17 protein-coding genes are annotated in these 18260 nt (G+C 73.9%); 12 read left to right on the top strand and 5 right to left on the bottom strand.

Annotated features, from left to right (window positions below):
- The first annotated feature begins 2 nt into the window (after positions 1-2).
- Entirely contained in the window at positions 3-683 is a 681-nt protein-coding gene (locus tag OG900_17170; GenBank protein ID WUH91664.1) for a response regulator transcription factor, read from the top strand.
- Positions 684-1916 (top strand): HAMP domain-containing histidine kinase, encoded by a 1233-nt coding sequence (locus OG900_17165; GenBank protein WUH91663.1) that lies wholly within the window; start codon positions 684-686, stop codon positions 1914-1916. It abuts the gene before it with no gap.
- A gap of 39 nt (positions 1917-1955) precedes the next feature.
- On the opposite strand, the gene OG900_17160 is transcribed toward OG900_17165, so the two are convergent.
- Positions 1956-2903, bottom strand: a complete 948-nt coding sequence (locus OG900_17160) for an A/G-specific adenine glycosylase (protein WUH91662.1) — start codon at positions 2901-2903, stop codon at positions 1956-1958.
- Between the two features lie 130 nt (positions 2904-3033).
- Here OG900_17160 and OG900_17155 point away from each other — a divergent pair, with 130 nt between their 5' ends.
- Entirely contained in the window at positions 3034-3924 is an 891-nt protein-coding gene (locus OG900_17155; GenBank protein WUH91661.1) for a hypothetical protein, read from the top strand.
- Positions 3925-3975: 51 nt separating this feature from the next.
- Here OG900_17155 and disA read toward each other — a convergent pair whose 3' ends face one another.
- Together disA and radA are read right to left on the bottom strand one after the other, a co-directional pair.
- Positions 3976-5034 (bottom strand): DNA integrity scanning diadenylate cyclase DisA, encoded by a 1059-nt coding sequence (gene disA, locus OG900_17150; protein WUH95806.1) that lies wholly within the window; start codon positions 5032-5034, stop codon positions 3976-3978.
- A 193-nt stretch (positions 5035-5227) separates the two neighbouring features.
- Positions 5228-6625, bottom strand: coding sequence for a DNA repair protein RadA (radA, locus tag OG900_17145; GenBank protein ID WUH91660.1), 1398 nt, complete (start codon positions 6623-6625; stop codon positions 5228-5230).
- A 231-nt stretch (positions 6626-6856) separates the two neighbouring features.
- On the opposite strand from radA, the gene OG900_17140 reads away from it, so the two are divergent.
- The 5 genes from OG900_17140 (at position 6857) to OG900_17120 (ending at position 12821) form a co-directional block, all read left to right on the top strand.
- A complete protein-coding gene (locus OG900_17140) occupies positions 6857-8560 on the top strand; it encodes a hypothetical protein (GenBank protein WUH95805.1) in 1704 nt (567 codons plus the stop codon).
- A 107-nt stretch (positions 8561-8667) separates the two neighbouring features.
- Entirely contained in the window at positions 8668-9093 is a 426-nt protein-coding gene (locus OG900_17135) for a PPOX class F420-dependent oxidoreductase (protein ID WUH91659.1), read from the top strand.
- 35 nt (positions 9094-9128) lie between these two features.
- On the top strand, positions 9129-9653 hold the full coding sequence (locus OG900_17130) for a (2Fe-2S)-binding protein (GenBank protein WUH91658.1): 525 nt from the start codon (positions 9129-9131) through the stop codon (positions 9651-9653).
- Positions 9640-10629 (top strand): xanthine dehydrogenase family protein subunit M, encoded by a 990-nt coding sequence (locus OG900_17125; GenBank protein ID WUH91657.1) that lies wholly within the window; start codon positions 9640-9642, stop codon positions 10627-10629. The genes OG900_17130 and OG900_17125 overlap by 14 nt, the downstream gene beginning before the upstream one ends.
- On the top strand, positions 10626-12821 hold the full coding sequence (locus OG900_17120; GenBank protein ID WUH91656.1) for a xanthine dehydrogenase family protein molybdopterin-binding subunit: 2196 nt from the start codon (positions 10626-10628) through the stop codon (positions 12819-12821). The genes OG900_17125 and OG900_17120 overlap by 4 nt, the downstream gene beginning before the upstream one ends.
- A gap of 19 nt (positions 12822-12840) precedes the next feature.
- On the opposite strand, the gene map is transcribed toward OG900_17120, so the two are convergent.
- Entirely contained in the window at positions 12841-13608 is a 768-nt protein-coding gene (gene map, locus OG900_17115; protein WUH91655.1) for a type I methionyl aminopeptidase, read from the bottom strand.
- A gap of 44 nt (positions 13609-13652) precedes the next feature.
- Between map and OG900_17110 the strand changes: the two genes are divergently transcribed.
- Entirely contained in the window at positions 13653-13934 is a 282-nt protein-coding gene (locus OG900_17110; GenBank protein ID WUH91654.1) for a helix-turn-helix domain-containing protein, read from the top strand.
- A gap of 114 nt (positions 13935-14048) precedes the next feature.
- Here OG900_17110 and OG900_17105 read toward each other — a convergent pair whose 3' ends face one another.
- On the bottom strand, positions 14049-14855 hold the full coding sequence (locus tag OG900_17105) for a hypothetical protein (protein ID WUH91653.1): 807 nt from the start codon (positions 14853-14855) through the stop codon (positions 14049-14051).
- Positions 14856-14999: 144 nt separating this feature from the next.
- Between OG900_17105 and OG900_17100 the strand changes: the two genes are divergently transcribed.
- Genes OG900_17100 through OG900_17090 form a run of 3 tightly spaced genes read left to right on the top strand, consistent with a single transcriptional unit; the run spans position 15000 to position 18245 of the window.
- Positions 15000-16631: a hypothetical protein gene (locus OG900_17100; protein WUH91652.1), complete on the top strand. Its 1632-nt coding sequence runs from the start codon at positions 15000-15002 to the stop codon at positions 16629-16631.
- Positions 16632-16650: 19 nt separating this feature from the next.
- Positions 16651-17169, top strand: a complete 519-nt coding sequence (locus OG900_17095) for a hypothetical protein (GenBank protein WUH91651.1) — start codon at positions 16651-16653, stop codon at positions 17167-17169.
- 20 nt (positions 17170-17189) lie between these two features.
- Positions 17190-18245, top strand: coding sequence for a Ppx/GppA family phosphatase (locus OG900_17090; protein ID WUH91650.1), 1056 nt, complete (start codon positions 17190-17192; stop codon positions 18243-18245).
- The last annotated feature ends 15 nt before the right edge of the window (positions 18246-18260 follow it).

The following is an 18260-nucleotide window of genomic DNA, read 5'->3' as shown; positions in this document are numbered from 1 at the left end:
CCATGGCCGCCACCCACGTCCTCTTCGTCGAGGACGACGACGTCATCCGCGAGGCCACCACGCTCGCCCTGGAGCGCGACGGCTTCCAGGTCACCGCCGCCCCCGACGGCCTGACCGGCCTGGACGCCTTCCGCGCCGACCGGCCCGACCTCGCGCTGCTCGACGTGATGGTGCCCGGCCTCGACGGGGTCAGCCTGTGCCGCAGGATCAGGGACGAGTCGACCGTGCCCGTCATCATGGTCTCGGCCCGCGCCGACGCCATCGACGTCGTGCTCGGCCTGGAGGCCGGCGCCGACGACTACGTCACCAAGCCCTTCGACGGCGCGGTGCTCGTCGCCCGTATCCGCGCCGTGCTGCGCCGCTTCCGCGCCAGCGCCGCCGACGACCCGCAGGACGACACCCTGCTGTCCTTCGGCGACATCGCGATCGACCCGGAGGGCATGGAGGTCACCCGGGCCGGTGAGCGCCTCGCCCTGACCCCCACCGAGATGCGGCTGCTGCTGGAATTCGCCGCGGCCCCCGGCACCGTGCTGTCCCGCGACCGGCTGCTGACCCGGGTCTGGGACTACGACTGGGGCGGCGACACCCGTGTCGTGGACGTCCACGTCCAGCGGCTGCGGGCCAAGGTCGGCCAGGACCGTATCGAGACCGTACGCGGCTTCGGCTACAAGCTGCGGGCCTGAATGGCGCTCCGGCTCACCCTGCGCTGGAAGCTCAGCGCCGCCATCGCGGTCGTCTCCGCGCTGGTCGTCGTCGCGCTGAGCCTGGTCGTGCACAACGCGGCCAGGGTCAGCATGATCAACAGCGCCAGGGACGTCCAGGACGAGCGCGTCCAGTCCGCGCTGCGCATCTACGAGACCAACGGCCGCCTCGTCTTCTACGCCGCCCTCAACGACCCGGCCCTGCCGACCGAGTTGAAGAACTACGCCGGCAAGGGCCAGCGCGCCACCTTCGTCCAGCAGACCCGCTCCGGGCTGGTCGTCTGGGCCGAGACGCCGGCCGGCGCCGGCAAGGTGCTGTCGCTGAAGACCGGTTTCACCGACCGCTACTCGGTGCTGGTCGACCTCGACCGGACCCTGGTGCTCGGCTCGGTCTCCGTCGTCCTCGTCGGCACGGCCATCGGTGTCCTCGTCGGCGGCCGCATGTCGCGTCGGCTGCGGAAGGCGGCGACCGCGGCGCGCAAGGTCGCCGACGGCGACACGCAGGTCCGGGTGCGCGAGGCGATCGGCGGCCGGGGCCGCGACGAGACGGACGAGCTGGCCCGCGCCGTCGACGCGATGGCCGACGCGCTGCAGCTGCGCCTGGAGGCGGAGCGCCGGGTCACCGCCGACATCGCCCACGAGCTGCGCACCCCGGTCACCGGGCTGGTCACCGCCGCTGAGCTGCTGCCCCCCGGCCGCCCCTCGGAGCTGGTACGCGACCGGGTGCACGCGCTGCGCACCCTGGTCGAGGACGTCCTCGAAGTCGCCCGCCTCGACGGCGCCGCCGAGCAGGCCGACCTCCAGGAGGTCGCGCTCGCCGAGTTCGTCCGCCGCCGGGTGCCGGTGCTCGCCCCCGACGCCACCGTCACCGTCGCCGAGGACACGGTCGTCCAGACCGACCCGCGCCGCCTGGAACGCATACTCGGCAATCTCCTCGCCAACGCCGCCCGGCACGGCGCCGCCCCCATCGACGTCCTCGTCGACGGCCCTTTCCTCCGCGTCCGCGACCACGGACCCGGCTTCTCCCCGGACCTCCTCCGCGAGGGCCCCAGCCGCTTCCGCACCGGCTCCACCGACCGTTCCGGCGCCGGCCACGGCCTCGGCCTGACGATCGCCACCGGCCAAGCCCGCGTCCTCGGCGCCCGCCTCACCTTCCGCAACGCCCCGCCCGCGGACGGCGGCGGGGCCGTCGCGCAGCTGCTGCTGCCGCGCTGAGCGGCCCCGCCGGCCTCAGCCTTAGGCCGACCGGGCCGGTCAGACCGGGAGGCGGTAGACGCCGTTGGCGAGCGGCTCGACCAGGCCGTCCTCGACCAGGCCGTCAAGGGCCCTGGCACGCTGCACCGGCTCGTGCCACACCGCGTCGAGTGCCGCCTGCGGTACGGGGCCGGGTGAGGCGCGCAGGACCGCCAGGAGGCGGCCGCGGACCTGGCGGTCGGTGCCGGCGTAGGACTGGCCGCGCCGCGGCGGGCCCTCGTGCGGCGGTGAACCCGCGAGGCGCCACGCGCACAGCGCCGCCACCGGGCACTGCCCGCACTGCGGGGAGCGGGCGGTGCACACCAGGGCGCCCAGCTCCATCGTCGCCGCCGCCCAGCGCGCCGCGGTGGCCTCGTCGGCGGGCAGCAGGGCCGCCGCCGTACGCCGCTCGGCGGCCGTCGTCGCGTTCGGCGGGTGGGCGACACCGGTCGCCACCCGGGCGAAGACCCGCCGCACGTTCGTGTCGAGCACCGTGTGCCGCCGCCCGTAGGCGAAGGACGCGACCGCCGCCGCCGTGTACTCCCCGACGCCGGGCAGCGCCAGCAGCTCGGCGTGTTCGTGCGGCACCTCGCCGCCGTGCCGCTGCGCTATCGCGCCGGCCGCGGCGTGCAGCCGCAGGGCCCGGCGCGGATAGCCGAGCCGGCCCCACGCCCTGACCGCCTCGCCGGGCGACTCGGCGGCCAGGTCGGCGGGGCGCGGCCAGCGGGCCAGCCATTGCTCGTGCACCGGCAGCACCCGGACCACCGGGGTCTGCTGGAGCATGAACTCGCTGACCATCACCGACCAGGCGCCCGCGTCCGGGCGGCGCCAGGGCAGGTCGCGGGCGTGCGCGCCGAACCAGTCGATGACCAGCTCGTGCAGCGCGGCCGCGGACCCGGGGTCGCGGTGCTCGGGGGCATGGTGTTCGGGGACGTGGTACTCGGGGGTGTGGTGGAGGTCTGTGCTCATCGCCTCGCGATCCTCGCACACGCCACCCACAGCGACCGTCCGCCGACGTAAACGTGATCATCGGCAAAGACCGGGCACCGAGCGGCGGGTGTTGCGACGGCACACGGGTGATCTCCCCTAGAGTTCGGGTGTGGGCTCGTTGCGCAATCCCGTCGGACCTCTTCCGTCGACCATCTACTGGCGGCGGCGCGTCGTGGTGTTCGCCCTCGTCGCGCTGATCGCCGTTCTGGTGGCATGGGCGGTGACGTCGGGCGGCGGCGGAAGCGGCAAGGGCTCGTCCGCGCCCACCGGTTCGCACTCCCCGGCGGCGACCATCACCGCGGGGCCCGCGCCCAGCGGCACCCACATCAGCGGCCGCCCCGGCGGCCGTGACACCGCCCCCGCGGACGGCGGCGCCGGATCGAGCGGCGGCGACACCGGCTCGGACGCGGGCGCCGACGGCGGTGCGGGCGACGGGAATTCGGCGGGCACGACCGGCGGTGCGTCCTCCGGTTCGTCCTCCGGCTCGTCGGCGGGCGCCACGGACGGCTCGTCGTCGGGTGCGTCCGCCGGTGCAGGCACCGGCGGTGCGAGCGCGGGTACGGGTTCGGGCGGCGACCAGGTCCCGGTCGGCTCGACGCTGCCCGACTGCGCACCCGGCACGGTCACCCTGTCGCTGACCAGCGCCCAGAATTCGTACGCGCCCGGCGAGACCCCGGTCTTCCAGCTGCACGCCGCCAACTCCGGCTCCGTCACCTGCAAGTTGGACTTCGGCCCGCGCAGCGCGGTCTTCACCGTCACCAAGACCCCGGACGACAGCCACGTATGGGCGACGGACGACTGCGGCAGCGCGTCGCCGTATCTGCTCCAGGTGCCCGCGCACGGCGCCACCACGTACACGCTGCGCTGGAACGGCAAGACCAGCTCCCCGCACTGCGCCACGCCCAAGGGCGCGCAGGCCGCGCCCGGCAACTACCTGGCGCAGGCCCGACTGCCGGGCTACGGCGCCAAGAGCGTGCCGTTCGTGCTGTCGCAGGACTGACGGGGGCGGGGCGGGCAAGGCCGTGGGCCCGGTGGGCCTTCCGGCCGGCCGCTACACGTACCGTTCGAGGATCGAGGACTCCGCCAGCCGCGACAGGCCCTCGCGGACCGAGCGGGCGCGGGCCTCGCCGACGCCGTCGACCGCCTGGAGGTCGTCCACGCTGGCGGCGAGCAGCTTCTGCAGGCCGCCGAAGTGCTCGACCAGCCGCTCGATCACCGCGTTCGGCAGCCGCGGCACCTTCGCCAGCAGCCGGTAGCCCCGCGGTGAAACGGCCGAGTCCAGCGACTCGGGCGATCCGGTGTAGCCCAACGCCCGCGCCACCGTGGTCAGTTCGATCAGCTCGCCCTGCGGCAGGGTGTCCAGCTCGGCCATCGCCTCGCCGACCGTACGGCTGCGCTTGGCCGTCGGCTCCGGCACGTAGTCCCGGGCCACCAGCTCGCGTTCGGGCTCCACGCCGGCGATCAGCTCGTCCAGCTGGAGCGACAGCAGCCGCCCGTCGGTGCCCAACTCCACGACGTATTCGGCGATCTCGGTGGCGATCCGGCGCACCATCTCCAACCGCTGCGCCACCGCCGTGACATCGCGGACCGTGACCAGGTCCTCGATCTCCAGCGCCGACAGGGTGCCCGCCACCTCGTCCAGCCGCAGTTTGTACCGCTCAAGGGTCGCCAGCGCCTGGTTGGCGCGGGACAGGATCGCCGCCGAGTCCTCCAGGACCCGGCGCTGCCCGTCCACGTACAGCGCGATCAGCCGCATCGACTGACTGACCGACACCACGGGGAAGTTGACCTGCTTGCTGACCCGGTCCGCGGTGCGGTGCCGGGTGCCGGTCTCCTCGGTCGGGATCGTCGGGTCGGGCACCAGCTGCACGCCGGCCCGCAGGATCTTGGTGATGTCCTTGTCCACGATCAGCGCGCCGTCCAGCTTGCACAGCTCGCGCAGCCGGGTCGCGGTGAATTCCACGTCGAGGACGAAGCCGCCGGTGCACAGCGACTCCACGGTCTTGTCCATGCCCAGCACGATCAGGCCACCGGTATTGCCGCGCAGGATGCGCTCAAGGCCGTCGCGCAGGGCCGTGCCGGGCGCGACGGCGCTCAGCGAGGCGCGCATCAGCCCGCCGTCCTGGCCGGTGCCGGACCTGCTGGCGGAGTCCGCCGCTGCCTTGCGGGCCGGGGCGGCGCCTGCCCGGTCGTTGGCTGCCACTGCGTTCCTCCGGTCGGTGCGGTTTGGAGTGAGTTTACGTCGTCCGCGCCGCGGGCCGCCGATCGCCGGCGTGCGCCCTCTCAGCCGCCCTGCCGCACAGCTACCCGGAAGCCTGCCCCCGGGACCCCCGCGCAGGCAGTGCGCGCAAGGCGTCACCGATGTCCGACACCTCGATCACCCGCATCCCGGGCGGCACCTTGCCGGGGTCGGTCGGCACCAGCGCGTGCGTGAAACCGAGCCGCGCCGCCTCCGAGAGGCGGCGCTGCACCCCGGTGACCCGGCGCACCTCGCCCGCCAGCCCCACCTCGCCGATCGCCACCAGATTCTTCGGCAGCGGGGTGTCGATCGCCGCGCTGGCCAGCGCCAGCGCCACCGCCAGGTCGGCGGCCGGCTCGGTCAGCTTCACCCCGCCCACCGTCGCGGTGTAGATGTCCTGCTTGCCGATCGCCTTGATCCGGCCGCGCTGTTCGAGCACCGCCAGCATCATCGACACCCGGGAATTCTCCAGGCCCGACGTCGTACGCCTCGGCGAGGGGATCTGGGTGTCCACGGTCAGCGCCTGCACCTCCGCGACCAGCGGCCGCTTGCCCTCCAGCGTCACCGTCAGGCATGTGCCGGGCACCGGCTCGTCGCGCCGGGTCAGGAACAGGCCCGAGGGGTCCGCAAGGCTCGTGATGCCCTCGTCGTGCAGCTCGAAGCAGCCGACCTCGTCGGTGGCCCCGTATCTGTTCTTCACCCCGCGGATCAGCCGCAGCCGCGCGTGCCGGTCGCCCTCGAAGCTCAGCACCACGTCCACCAGGTGCTCCAGCAGCCGCGGCCCGGCGATCGCACCGTCCTTGGTGACATGGCCGACCAGCAGGGTGGCCATCCCGCGCTCCTTGGACGCCCTGATCAGCGCGCCCGCGACCTCCCTGATCTGCGCCATGCCGCCGGGGGCGCCGTCGATCTCCGGCGACGCCACGGTCTGCACGGAGTCCAGCACCAGCAGCGACGGCTTGACGTCGTCCAGATGCCCGAGCACCGCGGACAGGTCCGTCTCCGCCGCCAGGTAGAGGTGGTCGGCGAGCGCGCCGATACGGTCCGCCCGCAGCCGCACCTGCGACGCGGACTCCTCCCCTGTGACGTACAGCACCGGACTCTGCGCGCTGGACGCCTTCGCCGCCACGTCCAGCAGCAGCGTCGACTTCCCGACGCCCGGCTCGCCCGCGAGCAGCGCCACGGCGCCAGGGACCAGGCCGCCGCCCAGCACCCGGTCCAGCTCCGGCACCCCCGTCGAGCGCGCGGTCGCCTGCCGCCCGTCGACCTGCCCGATCGGCCGCGCAGGTGTGCTCACCCGCCCGGGGGCCGTGGTGCGCACCGCCGACACGCCGCCGTACTGCTCCACCGTCCCCCACGCCTGGCACTCGCCGCACCGGCCGAGCCACTTGACGGCGGTCCAGCCGCACTCGGTGCAGCGGTAGGAGGGACGGTCCTTCGGGGCGGGCTTGCGGGTGGCCATGGCGCCACCGTAGCGGTCGGGTACGACACCCGGGCCGGGGCCGCGGGTGCCGGCCGGTGCCGGGCGGGGCGCGCACGGGGGCGTGCGACGCGGAGTTCGAGCGTGCGCGCGTGCGTTCACCCGTACGAGCGGGGGAAGTCTCCCCTTTCGGGGCGCATCACTACCCGTAAGGGTTAATGGCCGCGGGGAGCGCTGAAGCGGGGGCGGTCGCGGGCCTACCGTCACCCGGTGATGAGCAGGCAGGAGACCCCCACCCCCACCCCGCAGACGACCGGTGCGCACCGCAGGCACCGGGCGGCGGGGACGAGCCGCTCGGCCGCGCGGGCGGCCGCCCGTTCCGCCTCCTCAGGGGCCCCCGGGCCCTCCGGCGGCGGGCGGGAGCGCGACGGTGTGCGCCGCCGGCCGCAGGGCACCCTGCCGATGGTGCCGCCCGCGCACTACGAGCCGTATGTCGACGGCCTGTTCACGTACTGCCTGTCCGTCCTGTGCGAGCACGACGCCGCCGCCGGCGCCCTCGGCGAAGTCCTCGCGCTCGCCGAGCGCCAGCGCGCCCGGCTGCGCGACCCCGCGCTGCGGCGCCCCTGGCTCTACGCGCTCGCCCGCTGGTCCTGCCTGCGCCGCCTGGCCGCCGGCACCCCGCCGGCCCCCGCCCGCGCCGCCACCTCCGTCGCCGAGCAGCGGACCGCCCAACTCGCCGCCCTGGCGTGGCCGGAGGCCGCGGGCACCACGCCGGAGCAGCGTGAGGCCCTGGAGTTGGCGGTACGCCACCAGTTGCCGCCGCACGAGGTCGCCGCGGTCCTCGGCCTCGAAGCGGACGCGGCCCGCGGGCTGTTGGCCCGTGCCGCCTGCGAAGTCGAGCGCACCCGGGCGGCGCTCGCCGTCGTCGACACCGGCCACTGCACCTCGCTCGCCAGACTCGCCGGGGACAACCAGGTCCTGCTCGGTCCCGCGCTGCGGGACGAACTCGTACGGCACGTCGACGAATGCACGCTGTGCAGGCGTACGGCCGAGCGCGCCGTCGCCGCCGGTCCGTGGCCCGGCGGCGACGCGAACGCCACCGCCGTGCTCGCCCTCATCGAGGCGCCGCGCGCCGCCGCCTGCGCGGCGCTGCTGCACGCCATGGAGGCCGGGGCCGGCCGCAACCGCGAATGCACGCCCCGCTTCGACCGGCGCGGCTTCCCGCTGGACCTCAAGGACCGGGCGGCGCGGCGGGCCCAGCTGCGGCACCGGGCCGTGACGACCACGGTCGTCGCGGCCGTCGTCGCCGCGCCCGTGCTGGCGGTCTGGGCGGCCTACCGGGCGACTCCGCTGGGCGACGACGGGCCCCCCGGCGGGGGGCGGGCCGCTGCCGGGGCGCCCGACGGGGTGGGGCTCCCGTACGAGAAGGCCGGGGCCGCGCGCCCCCAGCCCTCCGACGCCGGCCGCCGCCCGGCCGCGCCGGCGTCCCCCGGCGACGCGGACGTCACCGCCGTGACGGTGACGCCCTCCGGCGCGCCGTCCCCGTCCCCGGGCGCGGGCCACCTGACGGTGACGGCCGTCCCCGGCGCCGGCCGCACCCTCGTGACCCTCACGGCAAGCGGCTCCGCCGACGTCCGCTGGGCCGCGACGACCTCGGCCAGGTGGCTCCGGCTGTCCTCGACGTCGGGTGTCCTGCACCCCGGCGAGTCCGCCACCGTCTCGATCAGGGTGGTCCGGGCCCTGGCGCCCCCCGGCTCCTGGAGCGCCTCCGTGACCTTCGCCCCGGCGGACACCACCCTGATCCTCCGCGGCTCCCCCCACCGCTCGGCCCCCCGGCCCACTTCCCCGCCGCCGTCGACCTCCCCGCCGCCGTCCACCACCCCGCCACCCACGTCGCCGCCCCCCACCACGGAACCCCCGACGTCGGAGCCCCCCACGGACTCCCCGACCCCGTCCGCGACCGCCACGAGCCCCTGACCGGGGGCGGCGCTTTCTGCGGGTGCGGGGATATCCCGAATCGTCCGCACACCGTTGACGGCGTGCCTTGAGGACGACGCGTCACTTCGCTACGTAATGTGCTCGGCATGGCTGAGCAGATGAGTGAGGACGCGTGGAAGGCATTCATCGGAGAAGGCACTCGCACCGGTAAGCTGGCCACCGTCCGGGCGGACGGCAGCCCGCACATCGCGCCCATCTGGTTTCTGCTGGACGGCGACGACCTCGTCTTCACCACGGAGAATACGACGGTGAAAAGCCGCAACCTTCTGCGGGACGAGCGGGCGGCGCTGTGTGTCGACGACGAGCGGCCGCCTTATTCCTTCGCGGTGCTGCGGGGACGCGTGGAGATTTCGGAAGAGCCCGGCCAATTGCTCACCTGGGCGACCAGGATCGCCGCGCGATACATGGGTGAGGACGTGGCGCGGGAGTTCGGGGAGCGCAACAGCGTCCCGGGCATGCTGCTGGTGCGGATGCGGATCGAGCACGTCACCGCCTACGCGGCCATCGCCTGACCCCTTGTCGGGCTTCATCTCCGGAAGGCCTGAGCATGGGCGCGGACACCTCGCGGGAAACCGCGGTCCCCGACGTATTCGAACTCGTCACGAGACTGGTGGTGAACGGGCACCCGGCTGTCCTGAGCGTCGACACGCGCGTCACGCTCCTGGACGCACTGCGCGACCATCTGGGCCTGGTGGGGACGAAGAAAGGGTGCGACCAAGGGGCCTGCGGTGCCTGCACCGTGCATGTGAACGGAAAGCGGGTGCTCTCGTGTCTCACCCTCGCCGCACAATGCGAAGGCCACACGGTGACGACGATCGAGGGCCTCTCGCGGCCGGGCGAGACGCATCCCATGCAGGAGGCCTTCGTCGCACGGGACGGATTCCAGTGCGGATTCTGCACGCCGGGACAGATCATGTCGGCGGTCGCCCTGATCGGCGAAGGGCGGGCCGGATCGGATGACGAGATCCGCGAATTCATGAGCGGGAATCTCTGCCGTTGCGGCGCTTATCCGAACATGGTGGCGGCGATCCGCGACGTGGCGGCTGCGGGGAGTGGCGATGCGGCCTTTTGAGTACGTCCGGGCGACAGAGGTCTCCGACGCGGTGCGACTCGTGTCGGCCCATCCCGGCGGGGCGTATCTGGCCGGGGGGACGACGCAGCTCGATCTGATGAAGGACGGCGTGCTCGGGCCGGGCCTGCTGGTCGACATCACGCGCCTCCCGCTCGCGGGCACCGAGCGGCGGGGCGGGGCGCTGCACGTCGGCGCGCTGACGACGATGGAGGAGCTGGCGGCGGATCCGGTGGTCGCCGAGCGGCTGCCCCTGGTCCGTGAGGCACTGCTGAAAGGCGCGTCCGCCCAGCTGCGGAACATGGCGACGATCGGCGGGAACCTGCTCCAGCGGACACGCTGCCGGTATTTCCGCGATCCCGACGTCCCGAAGTGCAACAAGCGCCTCCCCGGGTCCGGTTGCGCGGCCGTCGAGGGCGTGCCCCGTATGCACGCCGTCCTCGGTGCGGGCGAGCGGTGCATCGCCCTGCACGCCTCGGACCTCGCCGTCCCCCTGGTGGCACTCGACGCGGTGGTGCACGTCCAGGGCCCCACGGGCGAACGGCGGATCCCGCTGACCGACTTCTACCTCCCGGCGTCGGACAGCCCCGACGTCGAGAACCGCCTCGTGCACGGCGAACTGATCACCGCGGTCGAGATCCCGCTGCTGCCCGCCGAGGCCGTCTCGGGCTACCTGAAAGTACGGGACCGGATGTCGTACGAGTTCGCGCTCACCTCGGCCGCGGTGGCCCTGGTGATCTCCGGCGGGATCATCCGCGAGGCCAGGATCGGGCTCGGCGGGGTGGGCACCACGCCGTGGCGTGCGTGGGACGCGGAGCGCGAACTCGTCGGCTCGCCGGCCGACACGCCGGCCTTCCGGCGGGCGGCGAGGGCGGCCGTACAGGACGCGTGGACCGTGCCCGGCACGGAATTCAAGGTGGAACTGGCGCAGCGCTGCCTCGTCCGCGAGCTGCGCACCGTGTCAGGGGCCGCGGCATGAGCGAGGTCGTCGTCGGGGCCGGCATCAACCGGGTGGACGGCCCGCGCAAGGTGGCGGGCGCCGCTCCCTACCCGTCGGACTTCACCGCACGCGGTCAGGCGCACGCGGCGCTCGTCGGGAGCACGGTGGCCGCCGGCCGCGTCGTCGGCATCGACACCGCCGCCGCGGAGGCCTCGCCCGGCGTGATCGCCGTGCTCACCCACCTGAACATGCCGCGGCTGGAACGCGGGCCCATGACGGCGCTCGGCACCTCACCGCCGCCGCCGATGCAGGACGACCTCATCCGGCACTACGGGCAGCACGTCGCCCTCGTCGTGGCCGAGAGCCCCGAGCAGGCAGCGGCGGCGGCCCGGCTGGTGTCCGTCGCGTACGAGCGCGCGGAGCCGTTGCTCGACGTGCTCGATCCGCGGGCCCCGCGGGTGACCGACCCGTGGGGGACGGACAGCGACCGCGGGGACACCGCCGGGGCCCTGGCCTCGGCCGAGGCCAAGGTCACGCAGACCTACACCACACCGGACAACACCAACAGCCCGCTCGGCCTCTTCACCACCCTCGCGATCTGGGAAGGGGACCGGCTCACCGTCCACGACACCACCCAGTGGCCTTCGATGGCCAAGGCGACGCTGGCCGCCGTCTTCCAGGTCCCGGAAAGCTCGGTCCGCGTCCTGGTGCCGTATGTGGGAGGCGCCTTCGGCGCGGGCCTGCGGGTCTGGCCGCATGTGATCCTCACCGTCCTCGCGGCCCGCCGGACCGGTCGGCCGGTCAAGCTCGTGCTGACCCGGCCGCAGATGTTCAGCTGCGTGGGGCATCGGCCGGACACCGTGCAGCAGGTGTCGCTCGGCGCGAGCCGGACCGGCGAGCTGACGGCGATCGACCACCGCACCGTCTCGTCGCTGGCCATGGAGGACGACGACTACGAGGCGGTGTCCGCGGGCTCGGCCTTCGCCTACCGGTGCCCGAACGTGGTCACCCGGGACGTCCAGGCGCGGCTGAACCGTCCCGCCCCCTGCTCGATGCGCGCCCCAGCCGAGGGCCAGGGCAACTTCGCTCTGGAGTCGGCGATGGACGAGCTGGCCCACGCCCTGGGGATGGACCCGCTGGAGCTGCGTCTGCGCAACTACACCGAGGTCAACCCCCTGTCGGGCCTGCCGTGGTCGAGCAAGGCGCTGCGGGAGTGCTACGAGGTGGGGGCGCAGCGCTTCGGGTGGTCCTCCCGGAATCCGGAGCCGGGCTCCATGCGGGACGGCGACTGGCTCATCGGATACGGGATGGCCGGGTGCAGCTACCCGTGGTATTCGGTGCCCTGCTCCGCACGGGCCACCGTCAGCCGCGACGGGAGCGCCCTGGTCGTCAGCGCGGCCACCGACATCGGGACGGGCACCTACACGGTGATGACCCAGGTCTCGGCGGAGTGCCTCGGACTCCCCCTCGGCCTGGTCCGCTTCGACCTCGGCGACTCCGACATGCCGGCCGCGCCCCAGGCGGGCGGTTCCGGACTCACCGGAGCGCTGGGGGGCGCCGTCGGCGACGCCTGCCGCCGGCTCGTCCGCCGGTTCGCCGAGCTGGCCGCGAAGGACGCCGATTCGCCACTGCACGGCGTCCCGCCGGACACGGTCACCGCCGGCGGCGGACGCGTCCACGCGGAGGGCGACCCCTCCCGGGGCGAGTCCTACACCGGCATCCTCAGCCGCCACGGGCTGGCGGAGCTGTCCGCCGACGGTTCGAGCGCGCCCGCCTCCCCGCAGGATCTCGGCATGGCGCCGTCCGGCGCCTTCGGCGCCAAGTTCGTCGAGGTGCGGGTGGACCGCGACCTGGGACTGGTGCGGATCGCGCGGGTCGTGTCCGCCGTCGACGGGGGCCGCATCCTGAACGAGAAGACCGGCCGGAGCCAGATCATCGGGGCGACGATCGGCGGCATCGGCCAGGCGCTCTTCGAGGCCACCGTCACCGACCCGCTCACCGGCCGGATCGCCAACGGCACCTTCGGGGACTACCTCATCCCCGTCAACGCCGACATCCCCGACCTGGACGTCGTCTTCGTCGGCGGACCGGACCGCTTCTCGCCGGTCGGCACCAAAGGCATCGGCGAGGTCGGCCTGGTGGGCATCGCGGCCGCCGTGGCCAACGCCGTCCACCACGCCACCGGCAAGCGCGTCCGCTCGCTGCCCATCACCCTCGACGACCTGCTGTAGCGAGGCGCACGGGCGCGGGTCAGAGGGCGGTCAGGACGCGTGGGCCGTCCGCCGTGACGGCGATGGTGTGCTCGATGTGGGCGGCCCGGCTGCCGTCGGTCGTACGGAGGGTCCAGCCGTCCGCGGCGGTGACGTACGCGTCCCGCCCGCCGGACATCAGCATCGGCTCGATCGCGAGGGCCAGCCCCGGCTTGAGGGGGAAGCCGCGCCCGGGGCGGCCCCGGTTGGGCACGTGCGGGTCCTCGTGCATGCGGCGCCCGATCCCGTGGCCGCCGAAATCCGCGGGCATTCCGCAGCGCGCGGCACGCGCGACCTGCCCGATGGCGTGCGAGATGTCGCCGATGCGGTGGCCCGCGACGGCCGCCGCGATGCCGGCGTCGAGGGCCTTGCGGGTCGCCGCGATGAGGTCGAGGTCGGCGGGCCGGGCGCGGCCGACGGTGAAGCTGGTCGCGGCGTCGCCGGTCCAGCCGTCGAGTTCGGCGCCGCAGTCGATGCTGACGAGGTCGCCGTCGCGCAGCCGGTAGTCGTCGGGGATGCCGTGGACGATGGCGTCGTTGACCGAGGCGCAGATCACGGCGGGGAAGGGGGTGGGCGCGAAGGGCGGCCGGTAGCCGAGGAAGGGCGAGCGGGCGCCGGCCTCGGTGAGGACGGCTCGGGCGGCCTCGTCGAGTTCGCGCAGCGACACCCCGACGTCCGCGGCCGCCTCGACGGCGGCCAGCACACGGGCGACGACCCGGCCTGCCTCGCGCATCGCGTCCAGGGCCGTGTCGGTTTTGATCTCCACCATGGTGGTCCTCCTCCAATTCTTATACCGGTATTAGTATCACAGGCATGGTGAGAACTCCTTTGACCCCGTGGGAACGCAGGCGCGGAGAGCGCTTCGGCGCGCTGCTGCGCGAGGCGCGCGGCGACCGCAGCATGGTGGAGGTCGCGGCGGCCGCGGGCGTCTCCGCGGAGACGCTGCGCAAGATCGAGACGGGCCGCGCCCCGACGCCCGCCTTCTTCACGGTCGCGGCCCTGGCCGGAGCGCTGGACCTGTCCCTGGACGTGCTGGTCACCGCCTGCGCGGAGGACGCCGGCGAAGCGGAGGAGGCGGCCGCACTGTCGGCATGACGGCGGCGCGGGGCGTCAGGGAACGGGGTGCCTGACCCGGAAGCTCTCGCCGCCGTGGTGGCCCGGCGGTCGTTCAGGACGACGGTGTGCGGCCACTCGGCGTGGCCCGGCGGGTCAGGGCCTGTCGGACGGGTGCGGGGCCACCAGCGGGAGGGACGTGGCCAGGCGCGTCTCGCAGACGGCGGCCAGCTCGGCGTAGGCGGCCTCGCCCATCAGCTCGGTCAGCTCGGCGCGGTAGGAGGCGTAGACGGGCTCGCCGCCGCCGTGGGCGGAGGTCGCCGAGGTGCACCACCAGTGCAGGTCGTGGCCGCCGGGGCCCCAGCCGCGGCGGTCGTACTCGCCGATCGACACGACCAGGACCCGGGTGTCGTCCGGCCGGTCGACCCACTCGAAGGTGCGGCGGATCGGCAGCTGCCAGCAGACGTCGGGCTTGGTCTCCAGCGGCTCGCGGTCCTCCCGCAGCGCCAGGGCGTGCAGCGCGCAGCCCTGGCCGCCGGCGAAGCCGGCCCGGTTGGAGAAGATGCAGGCACCGTCCACGACCCGGGTCTGCCGCTCGCCGTCCTCGTTCTCCTCGGCCCAGAAGCCGCCGGCGCCGGTGCCGAGGCCGTGGAATTGCCAGTCGTCGGCGGTGAGGCGGCCCACATGCCCGGCGACCCGCTTCTCGTCGTCGTCGTCGGAGAAGTGCGCGCCCAGCGAGCAGCAGCCGTCGTCGGCCCGGCCGGCCACGATGCCCTGGCAGCCGCTGCCGAACACGCATGTCCACCGGGAGGTCAGCCAGGTCAGGTCGCACCTGAAGACCTGCTCCTCGTCGGCGGGATCGCCGAACTCCACCCAGGCGCGGGCGAAGTCGAGACCGGCCTCGTCAGCCGTCGCCACCGGTTCGGTCTGCTGTACGCCCTTGCGGGCCTTCACCTTTGCCACGCGCCCAGCGTAAGACCGGAATGCGCCGAATGCGGCCACGCACCCCCGTCCGATCGTTTCGGGCCGCGTCACACCGACCACCGGCGGGCGGGGGAGGGCTGCTTTTACGCTGGGGGCAGTGCAGCCGGGGGAGGGAGAGGGACCATGGGCTTGCCCGCCGACTTACAGGTGGTCGCCGACGGGATGGTCGGCGCGTCGATGGAGCTGGTCACCACGGTGATGACCGGCACCCGGGACACCACGATCGCGGTTTTCCACGAGCTGGACCGCCAGCGGGGGATGGCCGGCGCCGACGACGCCGGGCACGATTTCGCCAAGGTCTACAGGTCCGCGGCAGCGGAGACGCTGGACCAGCTGGGCTTCAGCGCGTACATGATCGGCGAGAGCGGCGCGGGGCTGATGCGCAGCGCCCGGGAGTTCATCGGCCAGGAGGACGCGACCGCGGCGAGCTTCATGGCGCGGCAGCCGGATCCGACGTTCCAGATGGGCGACCCGTCCCGCGGCTGCTCCGAGCGTTTCGTCGGCCTCGGCGAGGACCTGCCCGAGGTCGTCGGCGAGACGTCCTTCGCCGACCAGTACCTGAGCGTGGGCAATGCGGGCGGCCGCTTCCGCGGTTCACCTGACAAGCTGCGGGACGTCGCCGGTACGTGGTCGCGTGCCGGCACGGTCATGGCCCGTCTCCTGGTCGACGCGCAGGGCTGCGGCCACACCGCGGACAAGGCGCACTCCGGGCTGGCGGCCGACGCCTTCCGCGCCCACTTCACGGCCTTCGTCGGCTTCTCCCCGCCCCCCGCCCTGGCCCAGCAGGACGAGCCCCTGGTCGCCAACGTGGTCGCCGCCTGCGACCAGCTCGCGCAGGCGTGCCTGCAGTACGCCTCGCACATCGATCAGGCGCTGTCCGCGATCGCGCACGACAAGGCGAACCCCTTCCACATGGACGCGCCCTGGAGCGACCCCCTCTTCGGCGGCAACGGGGACGACGGCGGCCTGAAGGACCTCGTCCGCGACGATCCCTGGATCCACGCGCTGGGTGACGTCGCCCACGCCCTGGACGCGTCCCGCGGTCGCGTGAAGATCCCGAACGGCTCCCGCCCCGGCCCCCGCCCCTGGTACGAGCCCCCTCTCCTCCCCTTCCCGGTGCCCCTCCCCGAGCCGGTCCCCGTCCCCCTGGTCCTCGCCTCCTACCCGGGGGCCGTGCCGGGGCTGCTGCCGGCCGCGTACAACCCGATCAACCAGGCCATACCCTTCCGCCCGCCCCTTCCGCCCGCCCCGGGCGTCACCAAACCGCTGAGCCCGGCAGACCAGCGGGCCTTCACCACGTGGGTGAACGGCCTGGAGCCCGTCACCTTCAGCGGCGGAGGTGGAAATCCCGCGAATCCGGTCAATGTCTACCAATACCGGATAGCGGGGTATCCGGAGCGGGTGATCCCGATCACCGGCGGGCCCAAGCCCGCCCTCGCCGCGGACGGAATGCGCTCCTCGGACGGCTACGCCGTCGAAGCCAAACACGTCACGAACCCGAACAAATGCTGGCGCTACAGCTCCACGCTCCAGCTGATGGAGATGACGGACCCGAAGACGGGAAAGCCGCTGGACAGGAGGGAATTCCTCGTCGACAAGGACCGCGGGGAGTTGTTCGAGTACAAGCTGGCGATCAAGCAGTACCCGCAATTGCGCGGGGTCGAGATCGATGCGGACGACCCCGATTCGGTCGCCTACTGGAGCACGCTGCTGACGGAGCAGACGGTGCCGGGTTACGCCCGCTACGTTCCGTGATCACGGGGTGAGGATGCGCATGGCCGCCGACGACACGTACGAACACCGGACGATGTTCTTCTTCCAGTCCGGCGAGGACGACCCGCATGGCTGGGGCCTGGAATTCGAGCGCTTCGCGCGCTGCCTCGGCGAAGGCTTCCCGCAGGCGAACAGCGTTCTCCAGGAGGCGGGGAGCACCCGGGCCCGGCTCGGGATCTGGGCGGAGACGGACGACGGGGTGGAATTCTCCGGGATGGTCAGCCTCGGGGCCCAGGACACGGTGCTGATCGAGGACAACAGCGCCGAGGAAGCCGCGCGGTTCGTGATGTGGCTGCGCCAGGAGGTGGTGCCCGCGGGCCGGCCGATCATGGTCGGCTCCGAGGCGGCCATCGACGCCGGGCTGGAGGCAGGCGACTGCCGCATCCCGGACGACGCCGACGCGGCCGGCGTCGCGGACACCCTGCGCCGGCACCTCGCGCAGGCCCGCGCGGCGGAGATCGCGCAGGCCTGCGACGACGCCGCCCAGGAGGCGGAGGACCGGCAAAGCGGCAGTTCGTGACGCTGGCTACAGTGCTGCCCATGCGACTGGGAGTGCTCGACGTGGGTTCCAACACCGTTCACCTGTTGGTGGTGGACGCGCACCCGGGCGCGCGGCCGCTGCCGGCGTATTCGCACAAGGCGGAATTGCGGCTCGCGGAGCTGCTGGACGAGGGCGGGGCGATCAGCCCGGACGGGGTCGACCGCCTGGTCGGGACGATCGCGGACGCGCTGCGGGTCGCGGAGGACAAGGGTGCCGAGGATGTGCTGCCGTTCGCGACGTCCGCGGTGCGGGAGGCGGCGAACGGGGAAGAGGTGCTGGCCCGGGTCGAGCAGGAGACCGGGGTGCGGCTGACCGTGCTGTCCGGCGAGGACGAGTCGCGGCTCACTTTCCTCGCGGTGCGCCGCTGGTTCGGCTGGTCGGCGGGGAAGCTGCTGGTGCTGGACATCGGCGGCGGCTCGCTGGAGGTCGGCTACGGGATGGACGAGTATCCGGACGCGGCGGTGTCGCTGCCGCTGGGCGCCGGGCGGCTGACCGGCGGCTGGCTGCCGGGGGACCCGCCGGCCGCGCAGGACGTCCGCGCACTGCGCCGGCATGTGCGCGCCGAGATCGCGAAGACGGTCGCGGAATTCGCCCGGCTCGGGCCGTCCGACCTGGCGGTGGGCACGTCGAAGACCTTCAGGCAGCTGGCCAGGATCGCCGGCGCCGCCCGCAGCGCGGAGGGGCTGTACGTGCAGCGGGTGCTGCGGCGGGGCGCGCTGGAGGAGTGGGTGCCGCGGCTGGCGGCCATGACGGCGCAGCGCCGGGCCGGGCTGCCCGGGGTCTCCGAGGGCCGGGCCGGGCAGCTGCTGGCGGGGGCGCTGGTGGCCGAGGGGGCGATGGACCTCTACGGGGTGGCCGAGCTGGAGATCTGCCCGTGGGCCCTGCGCGAGGGGGTGATCCTGCGCAAGCTGGACGTGATGGCCGCGGACACCGCGGGAGCGGCGTCGGCCGGGGGCCTGGCGGGCGACACGCACGGCACTGTGGTCAACCCCACACCCGCCTCAAGGCCGCCGGACGGCGGTGCGGGCGCCACGGTGGCCCGCCGGCCGGCCTGAGGCGACCGTACGCAC

Origin of the sequence: Streptomyces sp. NBC_00433, assembly GCA_036015235.1 — a bacterium.
Taxonomy (GTDB): domain Bacteria; phylum Actinomycetota; class Actinomycetes; order Streptomycetales; family Streptomycetaceae; genus Actinacidiphila.
This window is presented reverse-complemented; position numbering and strand designations above follow the sequence as displayed.